At 61.7% G+C, this 14,009-nt stretch carries 13 protein-coding genes and 3 pseudogenes; 7 read left to right on the top strand and 9 right to left on the bottom strand.

All coding sequences use genetic code 11. The annotated features are described in order from the left end of the window. Positions 1-84: 84 nt before the first annotated feature. The 5 genes from IH615_RS00360 to IH615_RS00340 all read right to left on the bottom strand — a co-directional run bounded on the left by IH615_RS00360 (position 85) and on the right by IH615_RS00340 (position 4,937). A complete protein-coding gene (locus tag IH615_RS00360) occupies positions 85-1,143 on the bottom strand; it encodes an acyltransferase (RefSeq protein WP_291358925.1) in 1,059 nt (352 codons plus the stop codon). After that, the gene (locus IH615_RS00355) at positions 1,140-1,700 is read right to left on the bottom strand and encodes a DsbE family thiol:disulfide interchange protein (protein ID WP_291358923.1); all 561 of its coding nucleotides are present in this window, start codon (positions 1,698-1,700) and stop codon (positions 1,140-1,142) included. The genes IH615_RS00360 and IH615_RS00355 overlap by 4 nt, the downstream gene beginning before the upstream one ends. 5 nt (positions 1,701-1,705) lie before the next feature. Next, complete coding sequence (locus IH615_RS00350) at positions 1,706-2,008, bottom strand: hypothetical protein (protein WP_291358922.1); 303 nt, start codon at positions 2,006-2,008, stop codon at positions 1,706-1,708. 95 nt (positions 2,009-2,103) lie between these two features. Then, positions 2,104-2,589, bottom strand: coding sequence for a signal peptidase II (gene lspA, locus IH615_RS00345; protein ID WP_291358920.1), 486 nt, complete (start codon positions 2,587-2,589; stop codon positions 2,104-2,106). Then, positions 2,586-4,937: a heavy metal translocating P-type ATPase gene (locus IH615_RS00340; protein ID WP_291358919.1), complete on the bottom strand. Its 2,352-nt coding sequence runs from the start codon at positions 4,935-4,937 to the stop codon at positions 2,586-2,588. The genes lspA and IH615_RS00340 overlap by 4 nt, the downstream gene beginning before the upstream one ends. A gap of 67 nt (positions 4,938-5,004) precedes the next feature. Between IH615_RS00340 and IH615_RS00335 the strand changes: the two genes are divergently transcribed. The 4 genes and pseudogenes from IH615_RS00335 to IH615_RS00320 all read left to right on the top strand — a co-directional run bounded on the left by IH615_RS00335 (position 5,005) and on the right by IH615_RS00320 (position 7,847). Further along, entirely contained in the window at positions 5,005-5,463 is a 459-nt protein-coding gene (locus IH615_RS00335) for a helix-turn-helix domain-containing protein (RefSeq protein WP_291358918.1), read from the top strand. Positions 5,464-5,834: 371 nt separating this feature from the next. After that, positions 5,835-5,933: pseudogene (locus IH615_RS00330) on the top strand (transposase); the annotation flags it as partial. A 788-nt stretch (positions 5,934-6,721) separates the two neighbouring features. Further along, on the top strand, positions 6,722-6,901 hold the full coding sequence (locus IH615_RS00325) for a hypothetical protein (protein ID WP_291358917.1): 180 nt from the start codon (positions 6,722-6,724) through the stop codon (positions 6,899-6,901). A gap of 558 nt (positions 6,902-7,459) precedes the next feature. Further along, positions 7,460-7,847, top strand: a pseudogene (locus IH615_RS00320) (DUF302 domain-containing protein). A 215-nt stretch (positions 7,848-8,062) separates the two neighbouring features. Here the strand turns inward: IH615_RS00320 and IH615_RS00315 are convergent. Continuing rightward, positions 8,063-8,419, bottom strand: a complete 357-nt coding sequence (locus tag IH615_RS00315) for a hypothetical protein (protein ID WP_291358915.1) — start codon at positions 8,417-8,419, stop codon at positions 8,063-8,065. A gap of 67 nt (positions 8,420-8,486) precedes the next feature. Between IH615_RS00315 and IH615_RS00310 the strand changes: the two genes are divergently transcribed. Next, positions 8,487-9,218: a Crp/Fnr family transcriptional regulator gene (locus tag IH615_RS00310; RefSeq protein ID WP_291358913.1), complete on the top strand. Its 732-nt coding sequence runs from the start codon at positions 8,487-8,489 to the stop codon at positions 9,216-9,218. Here the strand turns inward: IH615_RS00310 and IH615_RS00305 are convergent, their stop codons facing one another. The 3 genes and pseudogenes from IH615_RS00305 to IH615_RS00295 form a co-directional block, all read right to left on the bottom strand. Beyond that, positions 9,219-9,524 (bottom strand): SDR family oxidoreductase, encoded by a 306-nt coding sequence (locus tag IH615_RS00305; protein WP_291358912.1) that lies wholly within the window; start codon positions 9,522-9,524, stop codon positions 9,219-9,221. A 73-nt stretch (positions 9,525-9,597) separates the two neighbouring features. Continuing rightward, positions 9,598-9,987: pseudogene (locus IH615_RS00300) on the bottom strand (SDR family NAD(P)-dependent oxidoreductase); the annotation flags it as partial. A gap of 35 nt (positions 9,988-10,022) precedes the next feature. Next, on the bottom strand, positions 10,023-10,580 hold the full coding sequence (locus tag IH615_RS00295) for a hypothetical protein (RefSeq protein ID WP_291358911.1): 558 nt from the start codon (positions 10,578-10,580) through the stop codon (positions 10,023-10,025). A gap of 366 nt (positions 10,581-10,946) precedes the next feature. Between IH615_RS00295 and IH615_RS00290 the strand changes: the two genes are divergently transcribed. Both IH615_RS00290 and IH615_RS22195 read left to right on the top strand, forming a co-directional pair. Further along, entirely contained in the window at positions 10,947-13,835 is a 2,889-nt protein-coding gene (locus IH615_RS00290) for a cation-translocating P-type ATPase (protein ID WP_291358910.1), read from the top strand. A 98-nt stretch (positions 13,836-13,933) separates the two neighbouring features. Further along, positions 13,934-14,009, top strand: a 76-nt coding sequence (locus IH615_RS22195; protein ID WP_366484651.1) for a transposase, incomplete at its 3' end; no start/stop codon positions are given.

The following is a 14,009-nucleotide window of genomic DNA, read 5'->3' as shown; positions in this document are numbered from 1 at the left end:
CCAGAGCAACCACGTCCCCTTTACTCACGCCAACCTACCAAGCCACAAGGACCACACGCCAGGCCCACGAATTGTCTGCACACCTCAAGTCGGCACCGCAGGAACGGTTGGCGCTCGCGCTGCGAGTGGCGTGAACCATCGGGTTAACGGACGCTCGATAGCAACATGGAGGAGAACCCCCGCGGCGGTGGCGCAAGCGATGGTCACCATCGCTACCGATATATACGTTGCTGGATCCTCAGCGCGCAGGACAGCGTAAGCTAACCAGGAAAGGGCGCCTACCACATAAATATGCGAGAGGTAGGTCGAGTAGGACGCATCGCCGGACCGCTCCAGATACCTGACGCGTGGCAGGACAGGTTCGAGTTGCACCCCGAGGAATACGGCAGAAGTCGCGAAGACGAGACAGCCCAGAAAGGCTGTCCAGTCTTCGACGACCTGTGCAGGCCACGCCAAGCCCACCACCAGACCCGTCAGGCCGACCAGTCCAGCACTCCACAGGGTGAGCGGGGAAGTTGCGCGTGCGCCGCGAAGAGCCATGAGACCCAGGCCCATTCCGACGCAGAAGGCCAGCGGTACATAGCTGGTGTAGAAAACGGACAGGGCGTCCTGCGGCGTTGCGAGATACCCGTACAGAGCCAGTCCTCCGAAGAGGAGGGAGAGGATCATGACGCGAGACGTCGAGCCCAAAAAACACAGGATCGCGAAGCAAAGGTAGAAGTAGACCTCGTAGTTGAGCGTCCAGCCCAGCTTGTAGATCGGATGGATGCCACCGCTCGTCTCGTTGTAGAAGGGGATGAAAAGCAGCGAGCGCCAGAGCTGCGACCATTCGAAGGACATGGTCTTAAAGAGTTGGGGAGCACCCAGGGCTAGGGCCGCGGTGAACAGGGTGGCCGCCCAGTACATGGGGATCACGCGAACGGCCCGGCGCCGGAGAAAGAACGGCCCGTCGAAACGCCCGTTTCCGGTGACGGTCACCATGATGAAGCCCGAGATGACGAAAAACAGGATGACGCCCAGCCATCCCCAGCGACCATAGAGCAGGGGTTCGTCGGCAATGGGGTAGAGGAAAGCGTGGGACGCCACGACCAGGGTGGCGGCCAGGCCTCGCAAGTATTGTATCGAGCCGTATCTCGGGGTCATCTGGGGCTCTTCTCCCTGTCAATGGCAGCGACGAATTCATCAAGCGACGCGCGATCCAGCGGACCGACGTGTCTCCGCAGGACCAGACCGTCCGCCCGGACGAGGAAGGTTTCCGGGACGCCGTAGACGCCCCAGTCGATGGACGCCCGACTGTCTCTGTCGGCCCCGATCGCATCGTAGGGATTGCCCAGCTCATCGAGGAACGCCGTTGCGTTCGCCGCCTCGTCCTTAAGGTTTATACCGAGGAGCCGGACACCGGTCCGTTCCTTCAGTTCGACGAGCAAGGGATGTTCGTCTCGGCAGGGAATGCACCAGCTGGCGAAGACGTTGACAACGCTCACCTGGCCGAGCAGATCGGTCCGACCGAGCCCGGGCACGCCCGTTGCCACGATCGGCGGGAGAGTGAATTCCGGAGCCTGCCTGTTGACCAGAACCGAAGGCAGGTCGGTGGACGTGTCGTTGAGAGCGACAGCGAAAGTTCCCACCAGACCAACCAAGACAACCAGAGGGATGCCGGCGAGCAACAGACGCCGGGCGGGATGCGGGGATGCGTCCAACGGTCTCACGCGCGCCCGATCGGGTTGCGCAACTGCCGCGGTTGCGGCTTGGACGGCTCCCCTTCCTGGGTTGCCAAGGAACGGCCGGCGAAGTCATCTTGTGTTGGGTCGCGACCATCTTGTTCGGTCATCCCGAGCGGCTGGTCGAGGTCTGCCCCGGACGATGGGCTCTGCTGCGCCGGCGGGGCCTGCGGCGCGGTGGCCCTGAGGAAAAGGGGGATGACGAAGAACCACACGAGGACGAACAGCATGATTGCCCAAAGGGCGTACTGGAAGAGCCGCAGGGGCAGAGGGGCCTTATAGGCCATGTCGGTGCTCCGGTAATACCTGGTGGATAGTCGATCCCACCCCAAAAGACATGCCGGAACTGTCCCGCCTTTCAAGACGCCAGCAATTGTGGCCGTCATGGTCGCTCGCTCCGGGCAAGTGGGGAGGTTCCGCGCCGGCCGAGGAATGCGCCTCCAAACAACAAGATCACGCCAAGGGTGATCCAGATGTCCGCGAGATTGTTGGTGAACAGCGGTGCGTCCAGGCTCCCGAACGAAAGGAAGTCGGTGACCGCACCGTTCAGCAGCCTGTCGATGAGGTTGGAGGCGGCACCCGCCATGATGCAGCCGATGGCCAATGGCTCCCGGTCCGATTTCGAACAGGCGAACCAAACTGCGAGGGCTGCGGTCATCGCCGCCGTGACAAGAGTTACCGGCCACGGCGAGCCTGCGAATAGGCCAAAGGAAATGCCAGGATTAGAGAAGAGGCGCAGGGATACCCCGGGGAACAACGGAATCGCCCCCCAAAAGCCCTTCATCGTCTCCAACGCCCAAAACTTCGTCCCGAGGTCGATGGCGACAAGGATTGGGACGAGGTAGAGCGCGACGAACGCCTTCCTCACGCCTTGCCTCCCAATCCCTTCCAGCCAAGCAAGCGCATGGCGTTCGCCGTGACCAGGACAGTCGCGCCGGTGTCCGCCAGGATGGCAGGCCATAGGCCGGTGACACCTATCACCGTGGTGACCAAGAAGAAGGCCTTCAGTCCGAGCGAGATCGTGATGTTCTGGCCGATATTGGCCATGGTCGCCCGCGAGAGCGCGATCATGTTGGCCACGTCGACGACGCGCCCGTGCAGAACCGCGGCATCCGCCGTCTCCAGCGCCACGTCGGTGCCGCCGCCCATGGCGATGCCGATGTCGGCAGCGGCAAGGGCGGGAGCGTCGTTGATGCCGTCGCCGACCTTCGCCACTACCTTGCCGCTGGCCTTGAGTTCACCGACGATCCTTTGCTTGTCCTCGGGCAGAAGTTCGGCCCGCGGCTCGATGCCCAAGGCCCTGCCGATCGCGGCGGCGGTGCGCTTGTTGTCGCCCGTCAACATCACGATGTCAGCGCCCAGGGCCTTGATTGCCTTGAGGCCCTCGATCGCATCCGGGCGCGGCTCGTCGCGCATCGCAATGAGGCCGGCGACCTCTCCATTCGCCAGCAGCACCGAGACGGTCTTGCCTTCGTCGTTCAAGGCAACGATCCGCGCATCGAGCTCATTGTCGAGCGCGACCTTCTCCGCCACGGCCCTGGGCGAACCCAGGAACAAGTCAATGCCATTCACGGTGCCTACGACACCCTTGCCGCCGACAGCACCGGCCTTGCTGGACTGAGCGGGTTCGATGCCGTCAGCCTTCGCCCTGGTAAGAATGGCGCTGGCGAGCGGGTGGCTCGATCCGACTTCGAGGGCAGCGGCAAGTTCGAGGGTCTCGCGCTCGGATCTGGCGCCGGCGACGATGTCGGTGACCTGGGGCTTGCCGGCAGTCAGGGTGCCGGTCTTGTCCAGAGCGACCATATTGATCTTGCCCAGGGACTCGAGAACCGCGCCGCCCTTCATCAGCAGGCCGCGGCGAGCGCCTGCGGAAAGCGCGGCGGCGATCGCTGCCGGCGTGGAGATGACCAGCGCGCAGGGGCAGCCGATCAGGAGGACGGCAAGGCCCTTGTAGATCCACTCGTCCCACGGAGCGCCCGTGATCAAGGGAGGCAGGACCGCAATCAGGGCGGCGACCACCATCACGCCTGGCGTATAATAGCGGGAGAACCTGTCGATGAAGCGTTCGGTCGGAGCCTTGGATTCCTGGGCTTCCTCAACCAGAGCGATGATGCGCGAAATGGTATTGTCGGCTGCAGCGGCCGTTACACTTACGCGCAGAGCGCCTTCCTGGTTTATGGTTCCGGCGAATACCTGATCATCGATCTGCTTGCGCTTGGGTACGGATTCGCCGGTGACTGGTGCCTCGTCGATCGCGCTCTCACCGGATACAATGATGCCGTCGGCTGGGACGCGATCGCCTGGGCGCACCAATATGACGTCACCGATGGCGAGGGAATCGGCAGAGACTTCCTCGATCTTCCCTCCGACCTCGCGGAACGCGGTCTTGGGCACCAGCGTGGCGAGCGCCCTGATGCTGGCGCGCGCGCGCCCGGTGGCGACGCCTTCCAGCAGCTCACCGACCAGAAACAGCAGCACGACGATCGCCGCCTCTTCGGCGGCGTTGATGAAGACGGCGCCCACGGCCGCCACCGTCATCAGGGTCTCGATCGAAAACGGACTGCCATTGACCGCGCCGACATAGGCGCGACGGGCGATGGGGAGCAAGCCGACAACCATGGCGGCAATGAAAACCCACTGTTCGATCTGCGGGAATATCTGCCCCGCCGCGAACGCCACGGCGACCGCGATGCCGGCGATGATAGTCAGCCGCGCCTTGGGAGTCTTCCACCACGTCCCTTCTTCGAACGCGTGATCATGGCCGTGAAGACCCTCCAGGGCGACCGCATTCTTGGCAGTTGCGGGTCTGGTTGCGGACTCCCTGCGCTTGCCGTGCAGGCTTTCGTGTACGCTGTGGTCACGACCTCCATGATCGTAACCCGCGTGCGAAGCGTGGTCATGGTCCTCATGATCATGACCTTCATGATCATGATCCTCTCCAACACCATCCGCGGTGACAGGTTCATTCACCGCAGCTCCCGGCGCCGTGCTTGCGGGCAATGGGGTGGCCTTGTATCCGAGGCTCGTCACCTTACCGGAGACCGCACCGAGATCGGTGGTGGTCGAATGCTGGACCGTCATCGTGCCTGAGACGACCGAGACGGAAACGTCCTCGACGCCCGCAACGCGGCGCACTGCCGTGTCGACCTTGGTAGCGCAACTGGCGCAATCCATGCCTTCTACACGGAAGCGTGTTGTATCAACCCCTGCGGCCATAGCACCGACTCCTTGAATTCCTTCCATCGGGCGTACATCCTCTAGCCACTGTAGGAGCAAGCGCAAAATGAGTCACGCGATCGCGATCGGCAAGGTATCGGAAGCTACTGGGGTGAAAGTGCCCACCATTAGGTACTATGAGCAAATCGGCTTGTTGCCGGCGGCGCCGCGCACCGAGGGCAACCGGCGGACCTACGACCGCAAGGACGTGGAGCGTCTCACCTTCATCAGGCATTCTCGCGAGTTGGGCTTCGACATCGACGAGATCCGCACCTTGCTGTCTTTGCAGGATGCTCCCCACCAATCGTGTCACGAGGCCGATGCGATCGCGAAGGCCCGCTTGGTGGAGGTGAAGCGGAAGATCGCCAGCTTGACCGCGCTCGAGGCCGAGCTAGAGCGAATGGTAGAGGGATGCTCGCATGGTCGCGTGGAGACCTGCCAGGTCATCGAGATTCTCGCAGATCACGGCAAGTGCACATTCCACGACCAGATCGCCCACCACGACCGGGTCAACGAAAGCCTTTAGAGCGGCGAACATTTGCCCCCGGCCGGGCCTCCAGCGAGCGAGAACCCTGGATTGTCACTCATTAGCTCGGGAACGCCGCATTCTCCTTGGATGCTTCGCCAAGCGACCCTGCCTCGGCGGCGTGATCCGGACCCAAGGCAGCAATGGACAGTGACTAAACACCACGCAGCGGTGCTCCCTGCCGGTCGCTTAGCCTTCACGAAGGAGACGGGCGGCAGCGCCAGGCGGGATTAACCACCTGCCTGACGGCTTCTTCCTTAAATTCCGGGGTAATCTCTGTGTACTCACAAGCTGCCTCCTATGCTCAAAGGATAGGCGGGGCCTGTCTACCGGGCTAGGGGCAGTCCAGTTTTTGGAACTGGAGAGTTTTGATGGAGAGACGCACGTTCAGCCGGGAGTTCAAGCTCGAGGCTGTTAAGCTGGTTAGGGAACGGGGCGTTGCGGTGGCGCAGGCCGCCCGGCTCCTGAACCTGCCCGGATGGCGGCAGCTGCCGTGCCATGGGGGTCCGAACCATACTCGTAGCCATATCCGCCTAAAGGATAGCCATACCCGAGCCCCGGATCGCCGGTCCCATAACCGCCGAGCCAGTAGCCGTCCTGTTGCATCTGACTGTCTAGAGCGCGCAGATCGCTCAGACACTTATCCGCCGGCTCGGTGGCGGAAACGCTCACTTCACCGGAAGACAGTTGGTTGTCCACGCCAGTTTCTTGAGCCTCAGCCGCGAGCAGAGGGAGTGGAAAGACCAAGACAAAGCATGCGGCCAGCGATCTGGCCAAAGTCGAGCGTTTCGTGTGTTCGGGCATACAGGCCATTTTTGTGCCTCTGACCGCCTTGCCGCCGGAGAGGCTCTGGCGCCAAGCTTGCATCGCTATCATGTCGGTTCTTCCTTGAGCCTAGAAGCGCGCGGCAAATGTCGCGATCCTCTCCAATCTGCCTACACCGTTTCCGGAGTGCGGGTATTAACCTGCATCAGCCTGCGGAACCCGAGAGCCGAGGAACAGGACCCATCTGTCGTATTTATCTTGCGGGACCAGACGCAAGCGGAAAAGTCCGGAACACCTAACCTGCATCAGTTCCCGTCCCACGACATCCCGATATGGTTCCTCTGACGGCAATCGAACACGCCGTCAGTCGTCCGTTTCGAGTTGCGGCAAAGTGTGCTTGATCGGTTGCCGGGCGTAGTGCCGGTTCGACGGAGCGGCTTAGTGAATTCGGGCGGACCCAGAAAGGACCAGCCTCATGGATCACGAGTCCCACATGTTCGGCACCCACGACGACAAGATGAAATCCGTTAAGGAGGCGTGTGATAAGGCCCCTGCCGGTCCCAAGAAGGACGCGGCGATGAAGCATTGTCACGCGGCCGAGAAGGCGCATACGGCGAAGAACGACACCGAATGCAACCGTGAATGCGACGCGGCGATGCACGCGCTCGCATGACCTTTGCGCTCGACCGCGCCTCTCCGATAGGCAACCCGCGGAGGACGCCCAGCGGCGTCGGCGGAGTGTTTGAGCCGACAGCTGTCGCCGCCTGGCAATACGACACGGGCCGCCACCAGCCATGAGGTCAAGGATCTAAGCCGTGAGTCCAGTGCGCCGAAGGAATGCGTCGCCGGCCTGACACTGGAAAACCGTCCGCTCAAAAAAAATCGATCGCGGATGGGAACGAGCAAGAATGAGGTATCATGCCCTGACCCATCGGATACCAGCCGGTCCAGCGTTTTGCGGGTCGGCAGGTGGGACTGCTCGACGAGATTGATGATCTCGAGCTCTTCAGATGCGGGATAGTGATGGGCAACAACTAACAGGCCCCGTTCCCTCGCCAATCGAGCCTAGCGCCGGTTGGCGGATATTCCCGTTACAGATCAGGAGGCTTTGACGATGAATGACAATGGTATGGGTTTCGGCTGGCTCTGGATGATACTCATCACTGTGCTTGTCGGTCTTGCGATTGCAGCGCTGGTCAAATACCTGCGCAAATAGACGAAAGGTGAGCCAATGGATTACACGATCAACCGCCTGACAACAGGTGTACGGACTTTGACGCCGTCGATGCACGCGCCCGTGCAGCGCTGGCCGCGCATGGCTTTGGCGTTCTAACCGAAATCGAGGTCAAGGTGACGATGAAGAAGAAGCTCGATGTCGAGATGTCGGCCTACCGCATTCTCGGGGCCTGCAATCCGAAAATGGCACATCAGGCGATCGGAATCGAGCCTCGGGTTGGCGCGATGCTGCCCTGCAACGTCATCCTCCGTGAAGTCGAGGGCGGGTGGAGGTCAGCGCCATCGACCCGGTGGCATCGATGCAGCCGATCGACAACTCTGAATTGACGGCCGTGGCAGGCGATGTGCGGGACCTTCTGGCGAAGGCCGTCGACGCGATCTGAGATGAACCTGCGAGGCCAGCACCCTCGCCGAGCAGGGCGATCCTCGGGACCACCCTGCTCGGCGATTGCCTGTTCGCGCCTTCGGTGTTCACCAATGCACGCGGCCTGCTGGATGGCGAGCGCCTAGCGTCGGTTCGGCGAGACGTGCCGACGTGTTGCTCGAGGCAAGAGTGCATCTGATCGACCAGTTGCAACAGGCGGGGCGCCAATCGTCGCTATCTGCGACGAACGGAATTTCCACCTGCAAGAATACCATTGATCAGTGCCGCGACGGCGAGGTGAAGGTCGGCGTTGCCGTCCTTGCCGGTGTCGTTTGAATGCGCCCCAGCTGCGTCCCGCAGTATCCCGACGATTTCGTGTTCAGGTAAGATCTTGCGGTCGTTCAGCGCCAGCAGCAGCGACTCGCAAATCGCGAGGGCCGCCGTTCCGGACACGTCAGGGATCTTGGGCATTGGGCTGACTTTCTGAAGGCTGGCGCTGGACAGGCGGAACGCCAATTCATCCAGACCCTGCAACAGTGTCGCAGAAATATGGTATCGTGAACTGAGGCAGATCAGTGTTGTCAGCGGCATTGGTCGTTCACGCGGATTTTTCCTTCCGTTCCGTCTCAGGAGCATGGCTACCGAAGGAGCGTCGGCATTGACAGCACTGCACAGCCCATTCGCCCGCAAATTGGGAGCCTTCGTCGCCCTCTCCGGTGCCGAGATGTCGGCGCTGGACAGGTTGCATAGTCGCCGCAAGGTGTTTCCCGCCGGCCGCGACATGGTGCATGAGGGCCAGATCAATCAATCGGCCTACATTTTGGCCTCGGGCTGGGTGTGCTCGTACAAAATTCTGTCTGGCGGCACACGACAGATCGTCGACTTCCAGATTCCCGGCGATTTTCTGGGTCTGCGATCCGTGCTGTTCCGCACGGCGGACCACAACATCGAACCCGTCATCAAGGTCGAAGCGTCCGAGGTGTTGGCCAACGATCTTTTGGAAACCTTCAGCAACACGCCGCGCCTGGCTACCGCAGTCCTCTGGGCTGCGTCGCGCGACGAGGCGATGGTGGTCGAGCATCTGGTAGGCATCGGGCGGCGGGATGCAAAGGAACGCACGGCGCATTTACTGCTGGAGTTGGGCGCACGGCTGAAACTGGTGGGCCTCGGGTCAACCTCTGGATATGGCTGCCCGCTGTCACAATACCTGCTTGCCGACGCACTGGGACTGAGCGCGGTTCATGTCAACCGCGTCCTACGCGAATTGCGTGACGATGGTCTGGTCACCTTTCAGCACGGGCAGGTCGAGATACACGACCTTAATGCCCTGGTGCAACTGGCGGATTTCGACAAGACCTACCTCGATCACGACGGCCCCTTGCTGAAGTGATCAGGCGGCGGTCATACCGCCATCAACGGTATAGGCGGCCCCATTGACATATGCGGCGTCATCGGAGGCCAAAAACGCCACGACGCCCGCCACCTCGTCCGGGGTGCCATAGCGCTTCATCGGGATCGTGGCGGCGAAGCCCTCATGCACGGCAACCGCTTCGCCGGGGCTGACGCCCTCCTCGATCGAGGCCATCATCCGACTTTCGATCGGGCCGGGGTTGATGCAGTTCACGCGGATGCCCTTGGCCCCCCATTCCACCGCCGCCGCGCGGGTCAAGCCCAGGATGGCATGCTTGCTGGCCACGCGTCATGCTGGCGCTCAACCCCGGCGAGCCGATCAGCCCGGCGACACTGGACGAATTGATGATACTGCCGCCGCCCGCGCCAGCCATCACAGGTATGACCAATTTCAGCCCCAGGAAGATTCCGGTTACATTGACTTCCATCACCCTGCGAAATTCATCGGTAGGGAAATCCGGTATCGGCGCAACCGGACCTTCAATGCCCGCATTGTTGAAGAAGATGTCGATGGTGCCGAATGCGTTGACCGTGGCCGCGACAGCTGCGGCGAATGCTGCCTCATCGGTTACGTCCGCTTCCAGGACCAAGAGCCGCTCGGCATTCGGGATGGCGGATCGTAGCGGCCCAAAATCAGACCCGACGATGTCGGTGGCGACCACGGTGGCACCGCGGGCGGCCAGCAATTTGGCGGTAGCCAGGCCGATGGCACCTGCCGCTCCGGTGATCAGAGCGATTTCGCCAGTCATAGAATGAGTCATCTGGTATCCTTTGAGCCAGTCGATTACGGCGTCTCTGCTTCAGGTCGGTCCATCCGATGCGGTACGACAAAGGGCTGGTGGGTAGTGCGGATTGGGTCTTTTTTGCGGGCGTTCAACAGAATGGGTTCCACTGCCTGATATTCGCCCTTCAGACCGTCGCTTGCACTGATCCAGGTTGGTGCCGTGCCAACCCGGCGTTCTTCTTTTCGCCGGAAAGACGGTTCCCGGGTGTGACAGGCACAAGGCGCACCTGCGTGCCCGCCCGCCCCTCGACGATTGCGCGAGCGTCCTGCAAGCGTCCTATTCCCGCCATCGAGCCGCCCGCCCGCGCGAAAACGCAGGCGGCGGTAATTTTCGGACCCATCGACCCCGCCGCAAAGTCTATAGCATCCAGCGCGTCGGGGATGATTTGGGCTATGGCCGCCGCCTGGTCCGGCCCGCCCCAGCACTGCCGCCCCCACCGGCACCGTGATGGGTGATCCGGTGGACCGTACAGTCACACCACGAGAGAGCCCCGCAGTCGCCTGCAAGGCCACGGCGCGCAGCGTGGTCAAGTCAAGATGGCTCTGGACCTCCAGCATCAACGGGCAGGGGCGGTCCCATCCTACCAGCAGAGCCTCGTTCAGTGCGGGCAGCGAGCCCCGAGTCATAGCGCACATCGACAACCGCACCGCGCACGGCATTGACCCGCCCTTTGGATTCTGTTTTTGGCATTGGGTTCCTTTCCGTTTGCCGGTCCCGCAGCGAGTGATCCATTTTTGGCCCATCTGGCTAACCCTCGCACTGATGTGCATCAGGAACGGCGCGGTCAAAGGCGCGGAGACTGTTAGGGCATGGGCTAAGGTCCGCCACCCTCCGACACCGGAACAGGAAACCGCGATGAAGGGAGATGTCGCCGATATCGAAAAAGCTGACCTAGACCAACGATTTTCGGCAGGTGCTCTACGTTGGGCTTCACCTGCAACAGCATTCGAGCCAGACGCGTCCATGGTCGGCTGAAAGCCACTCTGGTGAACTGCGGTGTAAATATGAGCGACTTACCTCTGTCTTCCCCCCAAACCGATCCGTCGCTCTACGACGCCGAAGCACTGATGCGCGATCTGCACAGCAACGCTACGATTGGTCTGACCGGCGCTGAAGCGGCCCGCCGTCTCTCCTCCTACGGACGCAATGAACTGCGGGCGGTCGTGCCTCCGTCGGCTTGGCGCCGCGCATTGGCGCAGTTTCAAGACCCCCTGGTCTATCTGCTACTTGGTGCAATCTTCATCTCTCTTGTGGCTTGGCTGATCGAGCGCCCGGGCGGCTGGCCGGTCGATGCGATGGTCATTGCCATGGTGGTGCTTGCCAATGCTGTGCTCGGCTTTGTGCAGGAGGCCAAGGCGGCCGGTGCTGTGGCCGCCTTGGCACGGATGACCGCTGTCACATCGTCGGTGTTGCGCGACGGGGAAAGGCAACGGATCCCCAGCGCCGAACTGGTACCCGGCGACATCTTGGCGCTCGAGGAAGGCGACGCCGTCGGCGCCGACGCAAGACTTTTGCGTTCGGCGAGCCTCAGCGTGCAAGAAGCGTCACTCACCGGTGAAAGCGAAGCCGTTCTGAAAGACGCGGCTGTTCTTGATGGCCCAGCGCCGCTCGCCGAGCGCTTCTGCATGGTGTTCAAGGGCACCGCGGTCGTGCAGGGAACTGGTCTTGCCGTCGTTTCCGCCACGGGCATGCAAACTGAGATGGGCGGCATCGCAGCCATGCTCGACGCGACGGCCGATGAGCCGACGCCGCTACAGAAGGAGGTGGCCCGGATCGGCCGCATGCTCGGCACCGCTGTCGTCGGCATCACCATCATCGTGGTTACATCGGTGCTTTGGGTGTCCGACATAAAGGGGCCTTCGGACGTCATCACGGTGCTCCTCCTGGGAGTATCGCTGGCGGTTGCCGCCGTGCCCGAAGGCCTCCCGGCGATCCTTTCGCTTGTGCTAGCGCTGGGGGTGCAGCGCATGGCCAAACTGAATGCTGTAGTAAAAAACCTTTCATCGGTAGAGACGCTGGGCTCTGCCTCCGTGATTTGCTCGGACAAGACAGGTACGCTAACGCGCTCCGAGATGACGATCGAACAGATACTAACCGCATCCGGCGGCGCCCAGGTAACTGGCGTCGGTTACGAGCCGTTGGGCCGGCTAGAGGCGGACGAAGGCGGGACGGAGCCCAGGGGCCCGCTTCGTGCCGAGCAGATCGTGGTTTTGAGCGGCGGTAGTCTCGCGGGCAATGCCAGCCTGCGGCAGACGGGAGAGGGAACCTGGGCGATTCATGGCGATGCGACCGAGGCCGCCTTTTTGGTAGCCGAGCGCAAGCTTGGCGTTCATGAACGCCGCAAGCTGCGGTTCGAGCGGTTAACTGAAATCCCGTTCAGCTCTGATCGCAAGATGATGTCGACCGTCGAACGTGACCTAGAGCGCGGCGGCGAACTTGTTGTCATCTCAAAGGGAGCGCCCGACGTTTTGATGAGCCATTGTTCGCGCGTCCGGGTCGGAATGGACGTGGTGCCGTTCGATGCCGCGCATCGGAGCCGTGCCCAGGCCAGTCTGGAGCGTTTGTCTGGTGAAGGGTTACGCACGTTGGCCGTGGCCTACCGGCCGTTGGGCGCCCAAGAAGATCCACGAAACAGCGAGCAGCTGGAAGAGGACCTGATCTTTGTCGGCACCGTTGGGATCACTGATCCGCCGCGCGAGGAAGCGGAGGTGGCGATAGCAGAGGCGCGTCGCGCCGGAATTCGCGTGATCATGATCACCGGCGACCACCCCCGCACCGCGGCACGCATCGCTGCCAAGCTCGGCATCGTTGAATTCGGGACAAAGGCATTAACTGGGGCAGAGCTGGATGCCATGGACGATGACGAATTTGCGAACGCAGTTCGCACGACATCAGTCTACGCCAGGGTCGCGCCGGTCCACAAACTGCGCATCGTCGACGCGCTGCAGGCCGCGGGCAATGTCGTGGCGATGACTGGTGACGGCGTGAACGATGCCCCGGCGCTGAAGGCGGCCGATATAGGCATTGCCATGGGCGTGACCGGCCCGGAGGTGACCAAGGAAGCGGCGAAGATGATTTTGGCGGATGATAATTTCGCGACAATCGTTGAGGCAGTGCGTGAAGGGCGCGGCATCTTCGACAATATCCGCAAGTTCCTGCGCTACCTGCTGTCGTCCAACATGGGCGAAGTGATGACAGTGTTCCTGGGTGTTGTTGGGGCCAACGTCGTTGGACTACACCGGACGAATGGGGGCGAACTAGCCCTGCCGCTACTAGCTACCCAAATTTTGTGGATCAACCTAATAACCGATACGGGGCCTGCCCTCGCGATGGGCATCGATCCACAAACCGAGGACGTAATGGCTCGCCCTCCACGCAAAATGCATGAGCGGGCAATCGACGCACGGATGTGGCGCGGCGTGGTTGAGATCGGTCTGGTCATGGCCGTGGCAACGTTGCTTACGATTGATCTGTACCAGCCAGGTGGGCTGATCGCGGGAACACAGAGCCTGGATCAGGCGCGCACAGCAGGATTTACCGTGCTGGTCTTCGCCCAGTTGTTCAATTGCTTCAATGCGCGTTCAGAAACAAGCAGCGCTTTTCGGCATCTGTTCGCCAATCCGTGGCTGTGGCGGGCGGTCGGCCTATCGATCCTACTACAGGTGGCCGTTGTCAATTTCGGACCACTGAGCCAAGCGTTCGGCACCGTTCCACTTCCGCCCGAGCAATGGCTTGTATGCATAGCGATGGCCAGTAGTGTGCTTTGGTTTGGCGAAATCCGAAAGTGGACCTTGCGCCGATGGGGACAGTAAACAGAGACTAGAAATACTACGCCCTTCCGGCGCGTGACGTTGCCCCCTGCGCCTAATCCAGTTTGAAGTAGGCTCTGGCCCCATCAGAAGGACCAGAGATGAAGCGAAGCAGGTTCACCGAAGAGCAGATCATTGCGATCTTGAAGGAGCAGGAGGCCGGGGTCCCGGTTGCCG

Source organism: Devosia sp. (assembly GCF_014860165.1).
GTDB lineage: Bacteria > Pseudomonadota > Alphaproteobacteria > Rhizobiales > Devosiaceae > Devosia.
The sequence above is the reverse complement of the archived record's forward strand: the minus strand, read 5'-3'. Positions and strand labels throughout refer to the sequence as shown.